Genomic DNA, 20,855 nt, shown 5'->3' on the forward strand with positions numbered 1-20,855 from the left:
CGGCTTGCCAGGACCTGTGGCAAAGGTCCGTGCAAAGCACGGAATGGGTGGTTATGGCTAGCCTTCTGACGACTTGCCACTCGAACGAGTTGCGCCGACGGCAGCGCCCGCTTTGACCCCACCGTCCTTGCCTGCGGACGGGGCCTCAAAGGACTCCAACGCCTCCAGGACATCCTGGACACGGGAGATCTCGGCGTTGATGTCCTCGCGCCGGCGGATCAGCACCTCCAGCTCGCGCTTGCCCTCCTCGACCGCGGCCCGCGCCTCGCGGATGGCCTCGGCCTTGATCTCCGTCGCCTCCGCGATGAGCGAGCTCTTCTTCTGCTCGGCCTCCTTGAGGAGCCCCTCGGCCTTCTTGACCGCGGCGATACGGACCTTGCTCGCCTCGGAGTTGGCCTCCGAGACCAGGTCCTTCGCCTTCGCCTCGGCCTCGGCGAGCTGGTCCTCGGCGGCCCGCACCAGCGCGTCGCAGCGCTCGCCGGCCGTCTTCATCGCCTCGGCCGACTCACGCCTGGCCCGCTCGTGCAGTTCCTCGATCTCGGTGGTGACGCGGTCGCGCAGCTCCTCCGCCCGCTCTCTTATGGCGGTCGCGTCCCGGCGCGCGCCGACCAGCAGCTCGTCCGCGTCCGTACGGGCCCGCTCCACCAGGGTGTTGCCCTCGACGGTCGCCTCGGAGACCAGCCGCTCGGCCTCGTTGCGTGCCGCGCCCACCATCGTGTCGGCCTGCGACTCGGCGTCCGCCGTGGTCTTCTGCGCGCTCTGCTGCGCCTCGGCGAGCAGCTTGTCCGCCTCGGACGCCGTCTCCGAGATGAGGGTGTCGACCTGCTCGGCCGCCTCGGAGCGCCGCTTGTTGGCCTCCCGGCGTGCCGCGTCCAGCGTCCGGTCGGCCTCCTCACGGGCCTCGGACGTGAGCCGCTCGGCCTCCGCCGCCGCCTCGGCCTTGACGCGCTCGGACTCGCTGCGGATCCGCTCGGCGTGCTGCTGCGCGGAACCGACCGTCTCGGCGGCCTCGGCGCGCAGCCGCTCCGCGTCCCCGGTCGCGTCCGAGACCAGCCGCTCGGCCTTGGCCACGGACTCCGCGCGCACGCGCTCGGCCTCGGCGTTCGTCTCGTTCGTCAGCCGCTCCGCCTCGGAGCGCGCCTCGGTGATGAGCGTGTCGACCTGCGTGGCCGCGTCCGAACGGATCCGGTTCGCGTCCTCCCGGGCCTCGGCACGGCTGCGCGAAGCGTCCTGCTCGGCGTTCGCGATGGTGTCGGAGGCCTCGGCGCGCACCCGCTCGGCGTGCTCGGCGGCTTCCGAACGCAGCCGCTCGGACTCGGCGATCGCCTCCGAAACCGTACGCTCCGCGAGCGACTTGGCGGCGTCCGTCTCCTCGGCCGCCTCACGCCGGATACGGCTCGCGTCCTCGGAGGCCCGCTCCCGCTCCGCGTACGCGTCGGCGCGGACCCGGTCCGCCTCCTCCTGCGCCTCGGTCCTGGTCCGGTCCGCCGCGTGCTCGGCGGCGCTGCGCAGGCCGGTGATCTCCTCCTGGGCCTGCTCGTGCAGCCCCGCCACGGCGTCGCGCACCTGCTGCGCGGTCTGCTCGGCGCTGGAGACCATCTCGGTCGCGCGCCGGTCGGCCTCCTCGACCAGCCGTACGGCCTCGGCCTGGGCCTCGTCGACACGGTTGCGCGCGGAGGCGAGGAGCTCCTCGCTCTGCTCCCGGGCCCGCTCGCGCTCCTGGTCCGCCTCCTGGCGCGCGGAACCGAGGAGTTCCTCGGCCTCGCGGCGGCGCCGGGCGGCCTCCTCCTGGGCGGCGGCCAGCGTCTCCGCGCCCTCGGTGGCCAGCCGCTCGGCCGCGGCCTGGGCCTCCGCCCGTACCCGGTCGGCGGTGTCCTGGGCCTCCGACTTCAGCCGCTCGGCCTCCGCCGCGGCCTCCGAGCGCAGTCGTACGGCGATGTTCTCGCCCTCGGCGCGCGACGTGGAGGCGTCCGCGGCGGCCTCGTTGCGCAGCCGCTCCGCCTCCGCCTCGGCCTGTGCCTGGAGCGTACGGATCCGCTCGGCGGCCTCCGAACGCAGCCGGTCGCTCTCCTCGGCGGCCTCGCGGCGGATCCGCTCGGCGTCCGCCCGTGCGTCGCTCAGCGCCTGCTCGGCCGAGGCGAGCCGCTGCTCCGCCTCGGTGTGCAGCCGGGTCAGCTCCTCGGCGGCCTCCGTCCGACGGGCCGCTATGGCGCGCTCGGTCTCCTCGCGCAACGTCTCGGCGGCCCGCTCGGCCTCCGCCTTGATCGTTTCGGAGAGCTCGACGGCCTCCTCGCGGTTGCGTTCGGCCTCCTTGCGCGTGCGCTCCAGGGTCTCCTCGGCCTGACGGCGCAGCGTCGTGGCGCGCTCGATGGCCTCGGTGCGTACCCGCTCGCTGTCGCTGGTGGCCGTGTTCCGCAGCTCGTCCGCGTCCGCCTTGGCCTTCGCGAGCAGCTCTTCGGCGGTCTTGGCCGCCTCCTCGATCTGCTGGACGGCCTCGCGCCGGGCCTCGGAGCGGATCCGCTCGCCCTCGGCATTGGCGTCGGAGCGCAGCTGCTCGGCCTCGCCGCGCAGCCGGCGCGCCTCCTCCTGCAGCTCGACCGTCTTGGCGCGGTACTCCTTGGTGTCGTCCTTCGCCGTGCCCTTGAGCTGCTCGGCGATGTCGTGCGCCTCGGCACGCAGCCGGTCCGCCTCGGACTCCGCCTCGGTGCGGATCCGCTCGGCCTCCTCGGCCGCCGCCTTCCTGGTCGCCTTGGCGTCCTCGGACGCCTTGTTCAGGACGTCCTCGGCGGTACGGGCCGCCTTGGAGAGCTGGGAGGCGGTCTCCTCGGCGGTGAGGCTGCGCGCGGTCTCCTCGGCCTCCGCGACGATCTTCTCGGCCTTGGCCTTGGCGTCCGCGACGGCCTGCTCGGCGTCGGACTTGGTGGTCTCGGCCTCCTTGGTGGCCTCGCTGACCAGCCGGGCGACCTGTTCCTTCGCCGTCCGCGTGCGCTGCTCGTTCGCCGACTCGGCGCTCGCCAGGGCCTTGGCCGCGGCCTCCTTCGCCTCGGCGACGACCTTGTCCGCCTCGGTCCGCGCCTCGCGCAGCGCCGCCTCGGCCTCCGTCATGCGCTGCTCGGCGGCCCGGCTCAGCTCGGTGGCCTGGCGGCGGGCGTTGTCCGACTCGTTCGCCGTGGAGCTGCGCAGCTGCTCGGCGTGGTCGGTGGCCTCCTGGGCCTGCATCGACGCGGCGTTCAGCAGCCGCTCGGCGTCCGTGCGGGCCCGGCGCAGCAGCGCCTCGGCCTCGGCGCGGGCCGACTCGGCGTCGTTCGTCAGCCGCTGGCGGGCCTCGGCGGCGATCCGCTCGGCCTCCGTGCGGGCGGCGCTCAGCGCCTGGTCCGCCTCCGCGCGCGACTCCTCCAGGAGCCGCCGGGCCTGCTGCTCGCTGCGGGCGCGCAGCTGCTCGGCCCACGCCACGTTCTCGTTGACGTGCGACTCGACGGTCTGACGGCGCTCGGCCAGCTCCTGATCGAGCTGCTGGCGGCGCGCGACCGCCTCCTGGTGCAGCTCCGCCTGCAAGCGGGCGGCCTGCTCGGCGTGCTCCTGGAGGATGCGCTGCGTCTGGGCCCGGGCCTGGCTCATCTCGCGCTCGGCGTCGGCGCGCAGCTGATCGGCCTGGATCTGGGCATTACGGAGCAATTGCTCGGCCTGATAGCCGAGGTCGCCACCGCTGTCGTAGGCAGGCCGGGTCGCCAGACTGCGGCGCGCCTCGTGCAGCTTGGCGCGCAGCACCTCGACCTGATAGCCGAGGTCCTCGGCGTGCTGGACGGCCTTCTCCCGCTCGGTCTTCAGCCGTTCCATCTCGGCCTCGAACCGAGAGAGGTGGTCGACGTCAGCCGCCGGCTCTCGCTCCTGGCGTTCGTAGCCCCGCACTGCGCGGTCCCATCCGTCCCCTGGTCGCAAGTCTCTCCAAACGAACCCCGTCCATCCGCCGAACGGGGCCCCCGGGGAATGGTGTCAGATCAACAGCGGAGCACGGGCTGTCGCCCCGACGCTCGTCCCCCGAAACCTGGACCCCGGCCCTTGACCACGCCGTCCTTTGGACGGCATGACCTCAGGGCCCGTCGCCGGACAGACCCTGGGCCGCCCCCAAACGGCAGCGGCCACCCCCAACCCTACCGGCCCAGATATACGGAGGTCAGTGCTCAGGTGACTCAACAGCCGCCGAAGTGACCAGTTCTGTCAGGACACCATGGCAATCCTTTGGGTGAAGGAACGTGATTCGTGACCCCATGGAGCCGCGTCGGGGCTCGTCGTAGAGGACTCGTACGCCTTTCTCCCTGATATCGGCGGCATCGGCGTCTACGTCCGCCGTGCCGAACGCGATGTGATGGACACCTTCGCCGTTCTTCGCCAGCCACTTCCCGACGGCCGAGTCCTCGCGGGTCGGCTCCAGGAGCTGGAGGTAGGAGGCGCCGCCGTCGGACGTCTCATTGATCTTGAGCATGGCCTCGCGGACGCCCTGCTCCTCGTTGACCTCGGAGTGGAAGACCTCGAAGCCGTACGTCGCCCGGTAGAACTCGACAGTCGCGTCGAGGTCGAAGCAGGCGATACCGATGTGGTCGATTCGCGTCAGCATGGAGTCAGTGCAGCGCTCATACGGCGGTTACGCAACGTGCGCGCGATCACACTGACTGCCGGATGACGGGTGGCCTACCGCTCAGTACATTCAAGTAAACCCTCGTTCACTCCTCGGCTGTGCAGCCGGTAAGGGGATCGCACCTCATGTCTGGAACGAACAGCAGTACCTCGGTGATCGTCGCGGGCGCCCGAACGCCCATGGGACGGTTGCTTGGCTCGCTGAAGTCCTTCTCCGGGGCCGACCTCGGAGGCTTCGCGATCAAGGCCGCCCTCGACCGTGCGGGGATCGGTGGCGACCAGGTGCAGTACGTGATCATGGGTCAGGTGCTGCAGGCCGGGGCGGGCCAGATCCCGGCGCGCCAGGCCGCGGTCAAGGCGGGCATCCCGATGAGCGTCCCGGCGCTCACGATCAACAAGGTGTGTCTGTCCGGTCTCGACGCCATCGCGCTCGCGGACCAGCTGATCCGCGCGGGTGAATTCGACATCGTGGTCGCGGGCGGCCAGGAGTCCATGACGAACGCGCCCCACCTGCTCCCCAAGTCCCGCGAGGGCTTCAAGTACGGCGCGATCGAGATGCTCGACGCGATGGCGTACGACGGCCTCACCGACGCCTTCGAGAACATCGCCATGGGCGAGTCGACGGAGAAGCACAACACACGCCTGGGCATCGCCCGCCCGGAGCAGGACGAGATCGCGGCCCTCTCCCACCAGCGCGCGGCCACCGCCCAGAAGAACGGCATCTTCGAGGCGGAGATCACGCCCGTGGAGATTCCGCAGCGCAAGGGCGAGCCCGTCGTCTTCAGCAAGGACGAGGGCATCCGCGCCGAGACCACGGCGGAGTCGCTGGCCAAGCTGCGCCCCGCCTTCACCCGGGACGGCACGATCACGGCGGGCACCTCCTCGCAGATCTCCGACGGCGCCGCGGCCGTGGTCGTGATGAGCAAGACCAAGGCGCAGGAGCTCGGCCTCCAGTGGATCGCCGAGATCGGCGCGCACGGGAACGTCGCGGGTCCGGACAACTCCCTCCAGTCCCAGCCGTCGAACGCGATCCTGCACGCCCTGAAGAAGGAGGGCCTCGATGTCTCCGATCTCGACCTGATCGAGATCAACGAGGCGTTCGCCGCGGTCGCCGTGCAGTCAATGAAGGACCTCGGCGTATCCACGGAAAAGGTGAACGTCAACGGTGGTGCCATCGCCCTCGGTCACCCGATCGGGATGTCCGGCGCCCGCCTCGTGCTGCACCTCGCCCTGGAGCTCAAGCGGCGCGGCGGCGGGGTCGGCGCGGCGGCGCTGTGCGGTGGGGGCGGGCAGGGTGACGCGCTGATCGTGCGGGTACCCAAGGCCTGAAGCCGTTGTCTCTTTCCGTACGACCCTGGTGCGTACGACTCTGAACGACCTCGGTGCGTACGACTCTGAACGGATCTGAACGGAGCTGTGATGCAGGACGTCTCCTCGCTGGTGGCCCAGGCCAGGGAAGGCAGGCCGCGGGCCGTGGCCCGGCTGATCTCCCTGGTGGAGGGGGCGTCCCCGCAGTTGCGCGAGGTCATGGCGGCGCTGGCCCCGCTGACCGGCAACGCGTACGTCGTCGGGCTCACCGGCTCTCCGGGCGTGGGCAAGTCGACCTCGACCTCGGCGCTGGTGACGGCGTACCGGCGGCAGGGCAAGCGGGTCGGAGTCCTGGCCGTCGACCCGTCCTCGCCGTTCTCCGGAGGCGCCCTGCTCGGCGACCGTGTGCGCATGTCCGAGCACGCCTCCGACCCCGGCGTCTACATCCGCTCGATGGCCACGCGAGGCCATCTGGGCGGTCTGGCCTGGTCGGCCCCCCAGGCCATCCGCGTCCTGGACGCGGCGGGCTGTGACGTGATCCTGGTGGAGACGGTCGGTGTGGGCCAGTCGGAGGTGGAGATCGCCTCCCAGGCGGACACCTCGGTGGTCCTGCTCGCCCCCGGCATGGGCGACGGCATCCAGGCGGCGAAGGCCGGAATCCTGGAGATCGGCGACGTGTACGTGGTGAACAAGGCCGACCGGGACGGTGCCGACGCGACCGCGCGTGAGCTGAACCACATGCTCGGGCTCGGCGAGTCCCGAGGTCCCGGGGACTGGCGGCCGCCGATCGTCAAGACGGTGGCGGCGCGGGGTGAGGGCATCGACGAGGTCGTCGAGGCCCTGGAGAAGCACCACGCCTGGATGGAGGAGCATGGTGTCCTCGCCGAGCGCCGCCTCGCCCGGGCGTCCCAGGAGGTCGAGACGATCGCCGTCACGGCGCTGCGTCAACGGATCGGTGACCTTCATGGTGACCGCCGCCTGAGTGCGCTCGCGGAGCGGATCGTGGCGGGGGAGCTGGATCCCTACCGGGCGGCGGACTCGTTGGTGGAGGGCCTGACGGAGAGCTGAGACGGGGTTTCCCACCCGCCCACCCCGCCCCCGGGTGCTCCGCCCCCGGACCCCCGGGCGGGTTCTTCGCCTGCGAGCGCCTGCGGGCCGCTCGCGCGCGCCCCTGGGGCCGGGGCTGCGCCCCGATCCCCCGTCCGCTGCAAGTTCCTTGCCTGCGGGTGGGTGGGGGCTGGTCGCGCCGTTCCCCGCGCCCCTGGGGCGGGGCTGCGCCCGAATCCCGCTGCCACCGCAAGTTCCTTGCCTGCGGGTGGGTGGGGGCTGGTTGCGCCGTTCCCCGCGCCCCTGGGGCGGGGCTGCGCCCCGGATCGCGTCCGCGGGGGAGTGCTTCGGCCGCGGGGCGGTGGGGGCTTGTCGTGCAGTTCCTCGCGGCCCTTGAGGGCGGTGGCGCGCGTTTTTGGGGCCGTCCGGCGTTTCAGGGCGAGGCTGTCAGACCGATGCGGGGGCCAGGGGGCGGCAGCCCCTGGTGGGGTGCAGGGGCGGAGCCCCGCGGGGGTTCGGGGTCGAAGGGGCGGAGCCCCTGGGGAAGGGACGGGTAGGGGCGGCGGGGGCGAGGACCCGGTACCTGTCAACTCTCGGCGCCCGCTGTTACGTTAAGGCCCGTGTTCCTCCTCTTGGCATAGGGCCCGCCCAGGCCCGCGACGGACACCGGTGGGTGCGCCGTCGCGGCACTCAGGCGACCCCTTTCCGCCTCCCGCTCGAGGAACCCCAACATGTCTGCGCCCGCGCCGCGGCCCTCGTACGCCGCGTTCTTCCGCATCCCCCACACCCGCCACACCTTCACCGCCGCCCTCATCGGCAGACTCTCCTACGGCATGGTCTCGCTGGCCGTGATGCTCAGCGTGACCGAGGCCACCGGCTCGTACGCCGCCGCCGGCACGGTCATGGCACTGTTCGGCGCGACCAGCGTGCTCCTGTCACCCGTCAGGGCGGCCCTGATCGACCGCCACGGCCCCCGCCGCGCCCTCATCCCGATGGCCTCGCTCTACGCCACCCTGCTCGCGGCCCTCGCGACAGCGGCCTGGCGGCCCGGAACACCGGCACCCGCCCTCGGCGCCCTCGCCGTCACCGCGGGCGCCTGCACGCCACCCCTCGGCCCCACGGTGCGCGCCCTGTGGGGCGAGGTCATCGAGGACAACCGGGTCCTGCAGCGGGCGTACAGCCTGGACGGGATCGCCGAGGAGATCCTCTTCGTCTCGGGTCCGCTGCTGGTGGGCGCGGTCGTCCAGTTCGCACCCCCGGCCGCCGCGCTCGCGCTCTGCGCCCTGCTGGTGTGGGCCGGAACCCTCGCCCTCGTCCTGTCGCCGGCCGTGGCGGGCGTACGTCCGGCCGTGACGAAGCCCGTCGCACGCGCGGGGCGCCGTTTCCGCGACGGACGCGCGCTCCTGCAGCCCGTCGTCGTCGCGGCGGGCGTCGGCCTGTCGGTGGGAGCCGTCGACCTTCTGGTGATGGCCTACGCCACACGACACCATCACGGGAACGACGTGGTGGCCTGGGTACTCGCCGCACTGTCGCTGGGCAGCGCCCTGGGCGGCCTCCTGAACGGCGCCGTCGACTGGCGTACGCCCGCACGGGCGCGGCTGCCGCTGCTGGCGGGCGGCCTGGGCCTCGCCCTGTCGGCCGCGGGTCTCGCTCCCGGCCTCGGCGCCCTGACCGTCGCCGTGGCCTGCGCCGGTTTCTTCGTCGCCCCGGCCCTCACGACGTCGTATCTGATCGCCGACGAGGCGGCCCCGTCGGGCCGCCGTACCCAGGCCGGAGCCTGGGTCAACACCGCGGTGAACGCCGGAAGCGCGAGTGGCACCGCGGGAGTAGGCCTTCTGGTGGGCCGCCTACCTCTGGGCCTGTGCTTCGCGATCGCGGGGGCCGTGGCGGTGGCGGTGGGCGTGCTCTCGGCGCAGGGTGCTCGTGCGGCGAGGGCGTCGCACGGAGCCTCCAGGGACACGCCCGAGCTGACCCGCGCCCCTTAGGGGCGCGGGGAACGGCGCGACCAGCCACGGACCACCCGCAGTGACAGGCAACCCGCGGCTACGGCCGGTCCGCACTCACCGAGCCGTTACGGCTTGCCTCGCTGCCCCCGCAAATGCTCCGCGATCGGCCGCAACGACTTGTGCAGCTCCTCCAGGGCCTCCGGGGACAGCAGATCCATGAAGTGCCTGCGCACGGACGCCACGTGGTGCGGGGCGACCTTCTTCATCGTCTCCATGCCGTGATCGGTGAGGACGGCGAACAGTCCCCGGCGGTCGGACTCGCAGTTCTCGCGCCGGACCAGGTCCGCGTTCTCCATGCGGGTGATCTGGTGCGAGAGCCGGCTCTTGGACTGAAGGGTGGCGGCCGCGAGGTCGCTCATCCGCAGCCGGAAGCCCTCCGACTCGGAGAGGTTCACCAGGATCTCGTAGTCGTTCATCGTCAGCCCGAACGGCTGCAGATCCCTTTCGAGCTGGTACGTCAACAGCCTGTTGACCTCCAGGTGGGTGCGCCAGGCGCACTGCTCCGCATCGGTCAGCCAGCGCGTGGCCGTCTCGGTCTCCATGAATGAAGTCTACCTAAAATGTTGAAAGGCGAACTAGTGAGGGTGGTGTGACTACGCGCACGCGTTCGACGTCACACTCCGCAGACTACCGCTCACAGACCGAAGCGACGCTGGAGGTCCCCGAGCTGTCCGGGAAGACGCGGTGTGCCGGCTTGCTGACCGTGCTGCCCCTGGTGACCGGGTACCCCGCCACCGCCGGGCACGCCCGGCTCATGCGGAACGGCCCCCGTGGCCTGCTCGGCCATGAGGACCTCCGTGGACTGCAGCAGGACCGTGCCGGCCCCTACGAACTCGAACTGGTGCTCCTCTCCAGAGGCCCCGCCGAGGCCTGTCAGTGCACGTAGACCGCCCATGAGGCCTGTCATGTACCCGTGGTCGTAGTGATGGCACGGGGACGGGCAGTCGGCCCAGCCGACAAGCGCTTGCGGATCCACCCGGATGGGAGGCTCCATGAACACCACCGGGCCGTTAGAGGCCGCCACGAACTTGCCGGTTCCGATCAGCGTCAAAAAGCCCGGCACGATCGATTGCTTGAGCGCGAGACTTGGCTGAAAAGCGAGCAGGTTGCCAGAGCGAATGGTCAGGTTGCCCTCGTCCAAGTCATACGAATTCACGTCGAAGGCCCGGTCGGCGAGGAGCATCTTGCCCGAGCCCTCCGCCACCACCCAGTCGCTCGCGTGCAGAGGCGAATGGAAAGATGTGCGCACGAGACGGTCCAGTCGGCCGTGCCCGATGCCGTTGAAATCCATCGACCCGTAGTAGGCGATCATCTTGCCCTTCTGCAGGAACCACTGGCTCCCCTTGAGCTCCACGCAGAAGGTGTACTTGTTCACGTTGTCGTCGACCGGCAGGGTCATCGGGTCGTAGATCACCGGGCCGCCCGGGGTCCCGTACGCGCTCACAGCTTCTCCTCCGAGGCCTGGACGTACACCGCACCACTGCCGCTCAGCTCCAGCTGGAACGCCTCGCCCGAGCCGCGGCCCACCATGTCGCGCCAGCCGAGCGCCGTGGACAGCTTGTTGCGTACGTCACCGTGGTGCGCCACGTACGCCTGGGGGTCGACATGGACGGGGCGCTGGGGGGAGATGGGAACTTCGATCACGCCCCCGTGGGCCATCACGGCCACCGCGCCGTGCCCCTTGAGTGTGGTCGTGAAGAGCCCCTGGCCCGTCACCTGGCCGCGGACCATGCCCATGACCCCGCCCTGCGAGCCGAGGAACATCGTGCCCTGCTGGAGGGTGCCGTCGAAGGCCAGCAGCCGGTCCGCCTCGACGTACAGGGTGTCGCCCGAGAGGTTGATCACCTGGATGTGATGGCCGCCGTGCCCGAAGAAGACCGTGCCGCTGCCCTCGACGGTCATCAGCGGGGTGGCCTCATTGGCGACCCGGCGGCCGATCATCGACATGATCCCGCCCTGGCCGCCCTGGACGTTGGGTGTGAAGGAGACCTCACCCTTGTAGGCGAGCATCGCGCCGCGCTGACTGAACAGGCGCTGGCCGGGCAGGACCGTCGCCTCGATCATCTTGGAGTTCACTTCGCGGAACGGCATGTCACAGGTCCCCCGCGATCGTGTTGCGCTCACTGGGCTGAACGTAGACCAGTCCGTCGCCCTCGAAGCGGATCTGGAAGGCCTCGCCGCCGCCCTCGCCCAGGAACGTGCGGAAGGTCACGCCGGCCTGGAAGGACTGCCGGACATTGCCCTGGTGCGCGATGTACGCCCCCGGGTCGACCGTCAGCGGGTACTGGGAGCTGACGCGCAGCACCACCGCCGGGCCGTCGGACGTGATCGCCGCCTGGCCGTGGCCCTCGACGGTGGTCGTGAACAACCCGTTGCCCTGGGAGGCGCCTCTGAGGCCCGTGAAGGACGTGCCCGTCCGCAGGCCCGCGTCGGTCGCGAGCAGGTTGCTCGACTCGACGTACAGCTTGTCCCCCTGGAGGTTCACCAGGTTGATCTCGGAGGCCCGGTCCGCGAACCAGCAGGTCCCTTGCCCCTTCACCTCCATCACCGTCATCTGCTCGCCGGTGATGCGTCGGGTCACCATCCCGCGGATCCCCTCCCCACCGCCGCTCAGCTTCTTGAACGCCATCTGACCGTCGTACGCGACCATCGAGCCGTTCTTCGCCTTCACGGCGTCCCCGGTCATGTCGACGGCCAGCACCTTGCTGCCTTGAAGTCGGAACATCGCCACGTGGTGAAGGTAGCGGCAGGGCGTGAACGCGGACAGGGCCCACGGGTGGATCTCACCCCTGAGCGGACCCTTAGGGGCCAAGCGGACACCCCCGCCCCGCACCCCGGGGCGGGGGCGCCCCGGCTCGGGTGCCACAATGGTCGACGCTTGTGCTTACGTTCACAAAGCGGCTCCCCGCCGAAAGCGAATCTCCCACCGAAGGTGACCCGTGGACATAAAGACCGCCACCGCCCTCCGCCGCCTCCGCCTGGTCTCGGCCCCCGAGGCCGTCTCCTTCCTGCTGCTGCTCCTCTGCTCGGTGCTGAAGCGGACCACGGACTTCAACGGGGTGCCCGTCATGGGCTCCATCCACGGGATCCTCTTCGTCCTGTACGTGATCTTCTGGGCGGACGCCTGGAGCCGCACCAAGTGGAGCAAGAAGACGGCGGCCCTCTACTTCATCCTGTCCGTGCTGCCCACCGGCGGTTTCTTCGCCGAGCGCAAGCTGCGGCGCGAGAGCGAGGACGCGGTCATCGCGTCCCGTGCCCGCCGCGAGGGAGTCGTGAAGTCCTCATGATCGTCGCCTTCTCCGTGACGCCCCTGGGTGTCGGCGAGGACGTGGGGGAGTACGTCGCCGACGCCGTCCGGGTCGTGCGTGAATCGGGGCTGCCGAACCGCACCGACGCCATGTTCACCTCCGTCGAGGGGGAGTGGGACGAGGTGATGGACGTGGTCAAGCGCGCCGTCGCCGCCGTCGAGGCACGGGCGCCGCGCGTGTCCGTCGTCCTGAAGGCGGACATCCGCCCCGGTGTGACGGACGGTCTCACCTCCAAGGTGGAGACGGTGGAGAGGCACCTGTCCGTGTAGGCCTCCGGCGGGAACACCCGAAACCCCGGTCCAGTGGGCCGGGGTTTTTCGCGCCCGACTGTTTGAGCGATCGCTCAAACCCCGGTAATCTCAGGCGCGATCGATTGAGCGATCGCTCAAAAGTGGTCACTGATCTGGGGGTTCGGTAAATGGGGCTCTACGTAGAGGCACATGTACGAGGCGATCTCGACGACTTGTGGGCACGGACGCAGGACCCCGCGCAACACCAGCGCTGGGACCTGAGGTTCACCTCCATCGACTACCTCCCGCGCGTCGAGGGCGAGCCGCAGCGCTTCCGGTACGCCACCCGGGTGCTGCCCTTCCTGACCGTCGCCGGGACGGGCGCCTGCGCCGGGGAGAAGGAGCGCCCCGACGGCACCCGCACCTCCGCCCTGCGCTTCGCCTCCCCGCACCCGCTCTCCCTCCTCGCCGAGGGCAGCGGCTACTGGCGCTACGTCCCCGACGCCGACGGCGTCCGCTTCCTCACCGGGTACGACTACCGCCCGCGCTGGGGCCGCTTCGGAGCCGTGGCCGACCGGCTCCTCTTCCGCCCCCTCATCGGCTGGGCCACGGCCTGGTCCTTCGACCGGCTGCGGATCTGGCTGGAGCGGGGCGTCACACCGGAGCGGGCGCTGCGCCACTGGCTCGCCGAGTGCGCCGTGCGCGGTTTCGTCCTGCTGGCCGCCTGCTCGGGCACGGTGTACGGCGCGCTCGTGGACGCGGCGGGCCCGCTGGCGCCGCTCGCCCTCTACTCGACACCCGTACTGGCGGTTGTCGCCGCCCTTCTGGCGCTCTTCGCGCCCCCGCTGCCCGGCACCCCGGCCGCCCGCCGCTGCCTGCGCACCCCGATCGCGCGGGTCCGCGCCCCCCGCGTCCTCGCCACCCTGGAGCAGCGGTGACCCCTTCCATCTTCCGCACCGCGATGGGCGCCGATTTCGATCGCCTCCACCCCGAGCTGAGGCGACGCTTCTCCGTGGGCCTGGCCGGCGGCGAGGCGTGCACCGGCCACGGCGTCATGGACCGCGTCTGGCACGGCAGGGGCTTCGTGAAGCCGTTCCTGGTCCTCGGCGGCACCCGCAACATCCTCGTCCCGCGTGCGGGCCGGAACGTCCCCTTCATGATCGAGAATGTGCCCTACGCCGACACCTTCGGCCGTGAGACGGTGAGCTTCGTGCGCACCTTCGACCTGCCCGGCCGCTCCCGCCGCTTCGATGCCCAGATGGTGCTGAGCCCGAAGGGCGACCGCGTCCTCGACTACCTCGGCACGCATCAGCACCTCGCCAGCGACCTGCACCTGCGCGCCGAGCCCGACGGTTCCCTGCTGATCCGCTCCGGCGAACACCGCTTCCGGGAGGGCCCGGTGGACGTCCGCGTCCCCGAACTCATCGGCGCCGACGCCGAGGTGCGCGAGTCCTTCGACGACTCCACGGGCCGCTTCCACATCCGGGTCCGGGTCGTGAACCGCCGCTTCGGTCCGCTCTTCGGTTACGAAGGCAGCTTCCGGGCGACGTACACCGACATCCGTACCCGCGGGGTGCGGCCCGGGCTGCGGCCCGTCCGCGAGGAGGCGCGCGCGTGAGTGAGGCGACCCGGGCGAAACTGCTGGAGGGCGCCCTGCGGACGCTCACCGAGCAGGGGATCGCGAAAGCCTCGGCCCGTACGATCGCGGCGACCGCCGGGGTCAACCAGGCACTCGTCTTCTACCACTTCGGGTCCGTGGACGAATTGCTGTCGGCCGCGGTCCGCCACGGGGCGGAGCAGCGGGTCGCGAACCACCGGGAACGGCTCGCCGAGGTCGGGTCGCTGGCGGAACTCCTGGCGTTCGGACGGGAGATGCACGAGGTGGAGCGGGCCGAGGGGCATGTCGCCGTCCTGGGGCAGCTCCTCGCCGGGGCGCAGACGGACGCGCGTCTGGCGCCCGCGACCTCGGCGGGGCTCGATCTGTGGATCACCGAGATCGAGCGCGTCCTGGTCCGGGTCCTCGCGCCGACCCCGCTCGGCGAGTTCGCCGATCCGGCCGGACTGGCGCGTGCCGTCGCCGCGTCCTTCGTCGGCATCGAGCTGTACGAGGGGGTCGACCCCGAGGGTTCCCGGGCCGCCCTCGACGCCCTGGAACAACTGGCCGCCCTGCTCGCCGCCCTCGACACCCTGGGTCCCGTCGCCCAACGAGCCATCCGCCACCACCTGCGCCGCACCACGCGCGGCTGACCGGGGCGACGCGGGGCGGCCTATTGCTCCGGACCCGATGCCAGCGCCATCCCCAGGGGGGTGCGTTCGTACAGCACCTGGTGGCCGTAGCGGCGTGAGGTGAGCAGACCTCCGGCGCGCAGGACCGTGAGGTGGGCGGAGACGGACGACGGGGCGAGGCGGAGGCGGTGGGCGAGGGCCGTCGTGGTGGTGGGTTCGTCCAGGGCCGTGAGGACGGTGGCCCTGCCCCGTCCCAGGAGTCGCACGAGGGCGTCGGGGGTGTGGTCCGTCGGTTCGGCCCACAGACCGCCGATGCCGCGGGCGGGGTAGGCGAGCGTGGGCTGCCAGGGCGGATCGAAGGAGCTGACCACCTCCGGCCAGATGAAGACGCTGGGCACCAGAATCAGGCCCTGGCCGGCGAGGTCCCGCTCGTGCCGGCCCTTCCACTCGATGGTCAGCGTGTGGGAGCGCCAGCCGAACCGACGGTCGATCTCCGGCAGCAGCCCGCCCAGACCGACCTCCGCGAGCCGCCGCGAGTGGAACGCGATGTCCGCCTCCAGCAGGGCGCGCAGCCGCGGCCAGTCCGGCTCGACGAGCGCGTGCCAGGCCGTCTCCATCAGGTCGGCCAGCTCCTGGACCATGCGCGTCGGATCCTTCACCAGCGACCGGCCGCGGGACGACTCGAGGGCGCCCGGAGTGTCCGCGAGTGACCTCGCGGCCTCCTCGCGGGCCGCCTCGGGGTCGGCCGCGCGGACCGCCGCGATCTCCTCCTCGAAGGTGGCCGCAGGACCGATCGGAGGCGGGCAGAGCCAGTCGGGGCAGTAGCCGCGCTGCGGCATCAGCAGCCACAGCGGTGCGAGGTCCAGCCCGGCGGCTGCCGCGCGGATACGGCGCAGCCAGTGCGCGTGGTAGCCGTGCCGCGCGGGACGGTTGAGCGTGCGGACCGCCTCCTGCGTCTCCCACAGGGGCGACACCGCGAAACGGCAGTTGAGGAGGTCGTCCTCCCCGAAGTGCAGAAGGGAAGGCAAGGAAAGGCACCCCTGAAGATTCGGCTGGAGCCGAAACTCTACGGGCCGGCCCGACGGGTGAGCACGCTGGTGCCCATGCCGGAAGCAGAGAGGGCGGAGACGAAGGCCACAACGACGCCGCCCACCCCACCGAACGCGCCCGAAGCCACGGGCTACGGCCGAGTCTTCGCCGTACGGGAGTTCCGCGCCGTCTTCGCCGCCCACGCGTTCTCGCTGCTCGGGCTCGTGGTCAGCGAGCTCGCCCTGTCCGTCCTGGTCTACGACCTGACGGGCTCGCCCCTGATGAGCGCCCTGACGTTCGCGCTCGGCTTCCTCCCCTACCTCGTCGGCGGCACCCTCCTCGCCGGTGCCGCGGACCGCTTCCCGGCCCGCCGGGTCCTCGTGGTGTGCGACCTGGTGTGCGCGGGCTGCGTGGCCGTCATGGTGGTGCCGGGCGCGCCCATCGCCGTACTGCTGGCCATGCGCTGCGCGCTCGCCGTCGTCTCACCGCTCTTCCAGGGGGCGCGGACGGCGACGCTGACCGACGTCCTCGGCGACGGCGACCTGTTCGTACTGGGCCGCTCGCTGCTGCGGATCGTCTCGCAGGGCGCGCTGCTCGCCGGGTTCGGGCTCGGCGGCGTGCTGCTCACCGTCGTGTCACCGCGCGGCGCGCTGCTCATCACGGTGTGCACCTTCCTGACCTCCGCCGCGCTGCTGCGCTTGGGCACCCGGCGACGGCCCGCGCGGGCCCGTCACGAAGGCGCGCTGGTGCGGGACTCGCTCCACGGAACCCGCCGGATCCTCGCCGACCGGCGGGTACGGGCCCTGCTCCTGCTGTTCTGGGTGCCGCCGATGTTCGCCGTCGCGCCGGAGGCGCTGGCCGCGCCCTACGCCGACGGGCTCGGCGCCGGATCGGCCGGGCTCGGCCTGCTGATGTGTGCCCTGCCGGTCGGCACGATCGCGGGGGAGCTGTACGCGGGTTCGAGGCTGCGGCCCGCCACCCGCACCCGGCTCGCCCTCCCGCTCGTCTGCGTCACCCTGCTGCCGTACGTCGGCTACGTCCTGCGGCCGGGCCTCGGCTGGTCGCTGGCCCTGCTGCTGCTCGCGGGCACCGGATCCGCGTACTCGCTCGGCCTGGACCAGTGGTTCGTGCGGGCCGTGCCCGAGGAGCTGCGAGGGCGGGCGATGACGCTGAACACCGCCGGTCTGATGACCGTCCAGGGGGTGGGGATGGCGCTGTCGGGGGTGGCGGCGGAGTTCGCCGGAGTGCGGGCGACCGTCGCGGGCGCGGGGGTGCTCGGCACCGTCTGCTGCGTACTGCTGGCGGTGGAGGCGCGGCGTACGGAAGGGGCCGCGACCCCCGTCGTGGAGGGGGCCGGGACCGAAAGGCGAGACGGGGCTGACCAGCATATGACCGGCGGGTAAGGTCTTATGCCGTGCCGAAGCCGCTCAGCCTTGCCTTCGATCCCATCGCCCGCGCCGACGAACTGTGGAAGCAGCGCTGGGGATCCGTGCCGTCCATGGCCGCGATCACCTCGATCATGCGCGCGCACCAGATCCTGCTCGCCGAGGTCGACGCGGTCGTCAAGCCGTACGGGCTCACCTTCGCGCGCTACGAGGCACTGGTCCTGCTCACCTTCTCCAAGGCCGGCGAGCTCCCGATGTCCAAGATCGGCGAGCGCCTCATGGTGCACCCGACCTCCGTCACGAACACCGTGGACCGGCTGGTGAGGTCCGGGCTCGTCGACAAGCGGCCCAACCCCAACGACGGGCGCGGAACGCTCGCCTCCATCACCGAGAAGGGCCGTGAGGTCTGCGACGCGGCGACCCGCGATCTGATGGCGATGGACTTCGGGCTCGGGGCCTACGACTCCGAGGAGTGCGCGGAGATCTTCGCGATGCTGCGGCCCCTGCGCATCGCCGCGAGCGACTTCGACGAGGAATAGACGAGGAACAGAGGAACAGGGGAACAGAGGTACGCAGGCGCGCCGGGGCGGGGGTGCTCGTAGATCGCGCAAAAGGGGTCGTTACGCTCATCCCCATGAAGAAGAGCGTGCTGACCCGCTACCGCGTGATGGCCTACGTCACCGGTGTGCTGCTGGTCCTGCTGACCCTCGCTACGATCGCCAAGTACGTGCTCCACATGAACGGTGCCGGTGACGTCACCTTCGCCGTCGGCTTCGCACACGGCTGGCTCTACGTCGTCTACCTGGTCTTCGCCTTCGACCTCGGCTCCAAGGCGAAGTGGCCGGTGGGCAAGCAGCTGTGGGTGCTGCTCGCGGGCACCGTTCCGACGGCTGCGTTCTTCGTGGAGCGGAAGGTCACCCAGGAGCTGGAGTCGAAGATCGCGGAGGACTCTCCCGTGGTCGCCGAGGCGTAACCCTTACCGCCACGGGAGTGGTCCGTGGCGGTTCCCCATCGACATTTACTAGGACGTCCTAGTAAATTCGAAGCATGGACGCTGACGCCATCGAAGAGGGCCGCCGACGCTGGCAGGCCCGGTACGACACCTCGCGCACGCGTGAGGCCGACTTCACCACGCTCTCCGGGGACCCGGTGGAGCCGGTGTACGGGCCACGGCCGGGGGACAGGTACGACGGCTTCGAGCGGATCGGCTGGCCCGGCGAGTACCCCTTCACCCGCGGCCTGTACCCGACCGGCTACCGAGGGCGTACGTGGACGATCCGCCAGTTCGCCGGGTTCGGGAACGCGGAGCAGACGAACGAGCGCTACAAGATGATCCTCGCCGCGGGCGGCGGCGGACTGTCGGTCGCCTTCGACATGCCGACGCTCATGGGGCGCGACTCCGACGATCCGCGCTCCCTCGGCGAGGTCGGGCACTGTGGGGTCGCGATCGACTCGGCGGCCGACATGGAGGTCCTGTTCAAGGACATCCCGCTGGGTGACGTCACGACGTCGATGACGATCAGCGGACCGGCCGTACCCGTCTTCTGCATGTACCTGGTCGCCGCGGAACGGCAAGGGATCGACCCGTCCGTTCTGAACGGCACCCTCCAGACCGACATCTTCAAGGAGTACATCGCCCAGAAGGAGTGGCTCTTCCAGCCCGAGCCGCACCTGCGCCTCATCGGCGACCTGATGGAGCACTGCGCCGCGAAGATCCCCGCGTACAAGCCGCTGTCCGTCTCCGGCTACCACATCCGGGAGGCCGGCTCCACGGCCGCGCAGGAGCTGGCGTACACGCTGGCGGACGGGTTCGGCTACGTCGAGCTGGGGCTCTCGCGCGGCCTCGACGTGGACGTCTTCGCCCCCGGCCTCTCCTTCTTCTTCGACGCGCACCTCGACTTCTTCGAGGAGATCGCCAAGTTCCGGGCGGCGCGGCGGATCTGGGCGCGGTGGATGCGGGACGTGTACGGGGCGAAGTCGGACAAGGCGCAGTGGCTGCGCTTCCACACGCAGACCGCGGGTGTCTCGCTGACGGCGCAGCAGCCGTACAACAACGTCGTCCGTACGGCGGTGGAGGCGCTCGCGGCCGTTCTGGGCGGCACGAACTCCCTTCACACCAACGCGCTGGACGAGACGCTCGCGCTGCCGTCCGAGCAGGCCGCCGAGATCGCCCTGCGGACGCAGCAGGTGCTGATGGAGGAGACGGGCGTCGCCAACGTCGCCGACCCGCTGGGCGGTTCCTGGTACGTCGAGCAGCTCACCGACCGGATCGAGGCCGACGCGGAGAAGATCTTCGAGCAGATCAGGGAGCGGGGGCTGCGGGCGCATCCCGACGGGCAGCACCCGATCGGTCCCATCACCTCCGGCATCCTTCGGGGCATCGAGGACGGCTGGTTCACCGGGGAGATCGCCGAGTCGGCGTTCCAGTACCAGCGGGCGTTGGAGAAGGGTGACAAGCGGGTGGTGGGCGTGAACGTCCATCACGGGTCCGTGACCGGGGACCTGGAGATCCTGCGCGTCAGTCACGAAGTGGAGCGGGAGCAGGTACGGGAGTTGGGGGTGCGGCGCGGTGGGCGCGACGACGCGCGCGTACGGGCCTCGCTGGACGCGATGCTCGCCGCCGCGCGGGACGGGTCGAACATGATCGTGCCCATGCTGGAGGCGGTGCGGGCCGAGGCTACGCTCGGCGAGATCTGTGACGTGCTCCGCGACGAGTGGGGGGTGTACACGGAACCGGCGGGCTTCTGACCCCCTGGGGCTCCGCCCCGGACCCCGGACACCCTTCTTCGACCGCGGGTGCGTGGGGGCCGGCCGCGCAGTTCCCCGCGCCCCTGAAAGCCTCGGGTCGGCCGGTGTTCGACGGCGAGGCCACTCACCGCGTCCCACCTTCCCCGACCCGCCCACCGGTTGAGGGCGAGGCCGCTCAGGGGGTGGGAGGCGTGCCTGTCAGGCCCAGGAGGAGGACCTGGGTGAACGCGCGGACCCACTCCTCGTCCGCGGGCTCCGCGCTGACCAGTGTGCGATGCACCACCGCCCCCGCGACCACGTCGAAGATGAGGTCCGCCGTACGCGCGGCGACCTCGGGGTCGGACTCCGGAGGGAGTTCGCCGCGCGCGGTGGCCCGGGCCCGCCCCTCCACGACGAGCCGCTTCTGCCGGTCGACGATGGACGTGCGGATGCGTTCGCGCAGCGGCTCGTCGCGGGTCGACTCGGCCACCACCGCCATCAGGGCCGTCGCGGTCTCGGGCCGGTTCAGGAGCGCCGCGAACTGAAGCACCACGCCCTCGATGTCGGCGGCCAGGCTCCCGCGGTCGGGGAGTTCCAGTTCGTCGAAGAGGACGGCCACCGCGTCGACCACGAGCTCGTTCTTGCCCGCCCAGCGACGGTAGAGGGTCGTCTTGGCGACTCCGGCCCGCGTCGCCACGTCCCCCAACGTCAGTTTGGACCAGCCCAGTTCGACCAGCGCCGCCCGCGTCGCCTGCAGGATCGCGGCGTCCGCGGCAGCGCTGCGCGGGCGTCCCGTGCGGGGGGTGGTGGCGCGACTCTGCATGTCAGGACCTTATCCGCCGCCCCGGCCGGCCAAATCGGGCGGTTGTGTGAAGTCGTGAGGGAGATCACCGGGGTATGGCGGACAGGGGGGCAGCGGGACAGTTACGCTACGAGCCGTAGCGAAAGCTCGTA

The 20,855-nt window shown here is 71.2% G+C and carries 20 protein-coding genes; 12 read left to right on the forward strand and 8 right to left on the reverse strand.

The features are described 5' to 3' along the window. Positions 1-57: 57 nt before the first annotated feature. Positions 58-3,909, reverse strand: a complete 3,852-nt coding sequence (scy, locus tag AAFF41_RS32050) for a polarized growth protein Scy (protein ID WP_319746183.1) — start codon at positions 3,907-3,909, stop codon at positions 58-60. 265 nt (positions 3,910-4,174) lie between these two features. Continuing rightward, entirely contained in the window at positions 4,175-4,615 is a 441-nt protein-coding gene (gene mce / locus AAFF41_RS32055; protein WP_054233200.1) for a methylmalonyl-CoA epimerase, read from the reverse strand. 146 nt (positions 4,616-4,761) lie between these two features. Here mce and AAFF41_RS32060 point away from each other — a divergent pair, with 146 nt between their 5' ends. The 3 genes from AAFF41_RS32060 to AAFF41_RS32070 all read left to right on the forward strand — a co-directional run bounded on the left by AAFF41_RS32060 (position 4,762) and on the right by AAFF41_RS32070 (position 8,975). Then, the gene (locus tag AAFF41_RS32060) at positions 4,762-5,964 is read left to right on the forward strand and encodes an acetyl-CoA C-acetyltransferase (RefSeq protein ID WP_099943358.1); all 1,203 of its coding nucleotides are present in this window, start codon (positions 4,762-4,764) and stop codon (positions 5,962-5,964) included. A 90-nt stretch (positions 5,965-6,054) separates the two neighbouring features. Beyond that, entirely contained in the window at positions 6,055-7,011 is a 957-nt protein-coding gene (gene meaB, locus AAFF41_RS32065) for a methylmalonyl Co-A mutase-associated GTPase MeaB (RefSeq protein WP_319746180.1), read from the forward strand. 710 nt (positions 7,012-7,721) lie between these two features. Continuing rightward, a complete protein-coding gene (locus AAFF41_RS32070; protein ID WP_343325041.1) occupies positions 7,722-8,975 on the forward strand; it encodes an MFS transporter in 1,254 nt (417 codons plus the stop codon). 86 nt (positions 8,976-9,061) lie between these two features. Here AAFF41_RS32070 and AAFF41_RS32075 read toward each other — a convergent pair whose 3' ends face one another. The 4 genes from AAFF41_RS32075 to AAFF41_RS32090 all read right to left on the reverse strand — a co-directional run bounded on the left by AAFF41_RS32075 (position 9,062) and on the right by AAFF41_RS32090 (position 11,721). Next, a complete protein-coding gene (locus tag AAFF41_RS32075) occupies positions 9,062-9,538 on the reverse strand; it encodes a MarR family winged helix-turn-helix transcriptional regulator (protein WP_168511268.1) in 477 nt (158 codons plus the stop codon). A 92-nt stretch (positions 9,539-9,630) separates the two neighbouring features. After that, positions 9,631-10,440, reverse strand: coding sequence for an AIM24 family protein (locus tag AAFF41_RS32080; RefSeq protein ID WP_060900268.1), 810 nt, complete (start codon positions 10,438-10,440; stop codon positions 9,631-9,633). Beyond that, positions 10,437-11,087 (reverse strand): AIM24 family protein, encoded by a 651-nt coding sequence (locus AAFF41_RS32085; RefSeq protein ID WP_075028947.1) that lies wholly within the window; start codon positions 11,085-11,087, stop codon positions 10,437-10,439. Before AAFF41_RS32085 ends, AAFF41_RS32080 begins: the two co-directional genes overlap by 4 nt. A gap of 1 nt (position 11,088) precedes the next feature. Then, the gene (locus tag AAFF41_RS32090; protein ID WP_054233193.1) at positions 11,089-11,721 is read right to left on the reverse strand and encodes an AIM24 family protein; all 633 of its coding nucleotides are present in this window, start codon (positions 11,719-11,721) and stop codon (positions 11,089-11,091) included. Positions 11,722-11,935: 214 nt separating this feature from the next. Between AAFF41_RS32090 and AAFF41_RS32095 the strand changes: the two genes are divergently transcribed. The 5 genes from AAFF41_RS32095 to AAFF41_RS32115 all read left to right on the forward strand — a co-directional run bounded on the left by AAFF41_RS32095 (position 11,936) and on the right by AAFF41_RS32115 (position 14,781). Next, complete coding sequence (locus tag AAFF41_RS32095; RefSeq protein WP_319746174.1) at positions 11,936-12,283, forward strand: DUF3817 domain-containing protein; 348 nt, start codon at positions 11,936-11,938, stop codon at positions 12,281-12,283. Next, the gene (locus tag AAFF41_RS32100) at positions 12,280-12,573 is read left to right on the forward strand and encodes an MTH1187 family thiamine-binding protein (protein ID WP_319746170.1); all 294 of its coding nucleotides are present in this window, start codon (positions 12,280-12,282) and stop codon (positions 12,571-12,573) included. The genes AAFF41_RS32095 and AAFF41_RS32100 overlap by 4 nt, the downstream gene beginning before the upstream one ends. Before the next feature lie 149 nt (positions 12,574-12,722). Continuing rightward, positions 12,723-13,472, forward strand: coding sequence for a hypothetical protein (locus AAFF41_RS32105; RefSeq protein ID WP_319746168.1), 750 nt, complete (start codon positions 12,723-12,725; stop codon positions 13,470-13,472). Positions 13,473-13,495: 23 nt separating this feature from the next. Further along, entirely contained in the window at positions 13,496-14,152 is a 657-nt protein-coding gene (locus tag AAFF41_RS32110; protein ID WP_319746832.1) for a DUF4166 domain-containing protein, read from the forward strand. Further along, positions 14,149-14,781, forward strand: a complete 633-nt coding sequence (locus tag AAFF41_RS32115) for a TetR/AcrR family transcriptional regulator (protein ID WP_343325042.1) — start codon at positions 14,149-14,151, stop codon at positions 14,779-14,781. Before AAFF41_RS32110 ends, AAFF41_RS32115 begins: the two co-directional genes overlap by 4 nt. Before the next feature lie 20 nt (positions 14,782-14,801). Here the strand turns inward: AAFF41_RS32115 and AAFF41_RS32120 are convergent, their stop codons facing one another. Beyond that, entirely contained in the window at positions 14,802-15,788 is a 987-nt protein-coding gene (locus AAFF41_RS32120; RefSeq protein ID WP_319746164.1) for an ArsR/SmtB family transcription factor, read from the reverse strand. A gap of 75 nt (positions 15,789-15,863) precedes the next feature. Here AAFF41_RS32120 and AAFF41_RS32125 point away from each other — a divergent pair, with 75 nt between their 5' ends. The 4 genes from AAFF41_RS32125 (at position 15,864) to icmA (ending at position 19,922) form a co-directional block, all read left to right on the forward strand. Beyond that, complete coding sequence (locus AAFF41_RS32125; protein ID WP_319746162.1) at positions 15,864-17,192, forward strand: MFS transporter; 1,329 nt, start codon at positions 15,864-15,866, stop codon at positions 17,190-17,192. Positions 17,193-17,203: 11 nt separating this feature from the next. Then, positions 17,204-17,713 (forward strand): MarR family winged helix-turn-helix transcriptional regulator, encoded by a 510-nt coding sequence (locus AAFF41_RS32130; protein WP_054233186.1) that lies wholly within the window; start codon positions 17,204-17,206, stop codon positions 17,711-17,713. 95 nt (positions 17,714-17,808) lie between these two features. After that, positions 17,809-18,147, forward strand: coding sequence for a DUF3817 domain-containing protein (locus tag AAFF41_RS32135; protein ID WP_319746159.1), 339 nt, complete (start codon positions 17,809-17,811; stop codon positions 18,145-18,147). Between the two features lie 74 nt (positions 18,148-18,221). Next, positions 18,222-19,922: a coenzyme B12-dependent isobutyryl-CoA mutase large subunit gene (gene icmA, locus AAFF41_RS32140; RefSeq protein ID WP_343325043.1), complete on the forward strand. Its 1,701-nt coding sequence runs from the start codon at positions 18,222-18,224 to the stop codon at positions 19,920-19,922. Positions 19,923-20,097: 175 nt separating this feature from the next. Here the strand turns inward: icmA and AAFF41_RS32145 are convergent, their stop codons facing one another. Further along, the gene (locus tag AAFF41_RS32145) at positions 20,098-20,724 is read right to left on the reverse strand and encodes a TetR/AcrR family transcriptional regulator (RefSeq protein ID WP_054233183.1); all 627 of its coding nucleotides are present in this window, start codon (positions 20,722-20,724) and stop codon (positions 20,098-20,100) included. Positions 20,725-20,855 lie beyond the last annotated feature (131 nt).

This window comes from Streptomyces mirabilis, from assembly GCF_039503195.1.
Classification (GTDB): Bacteria; Actinomycetota; Actinomycetes; order Streptomycetales; family Streptomycetaceae; genus Streptomyces; species Streptomyces mirabilis_D.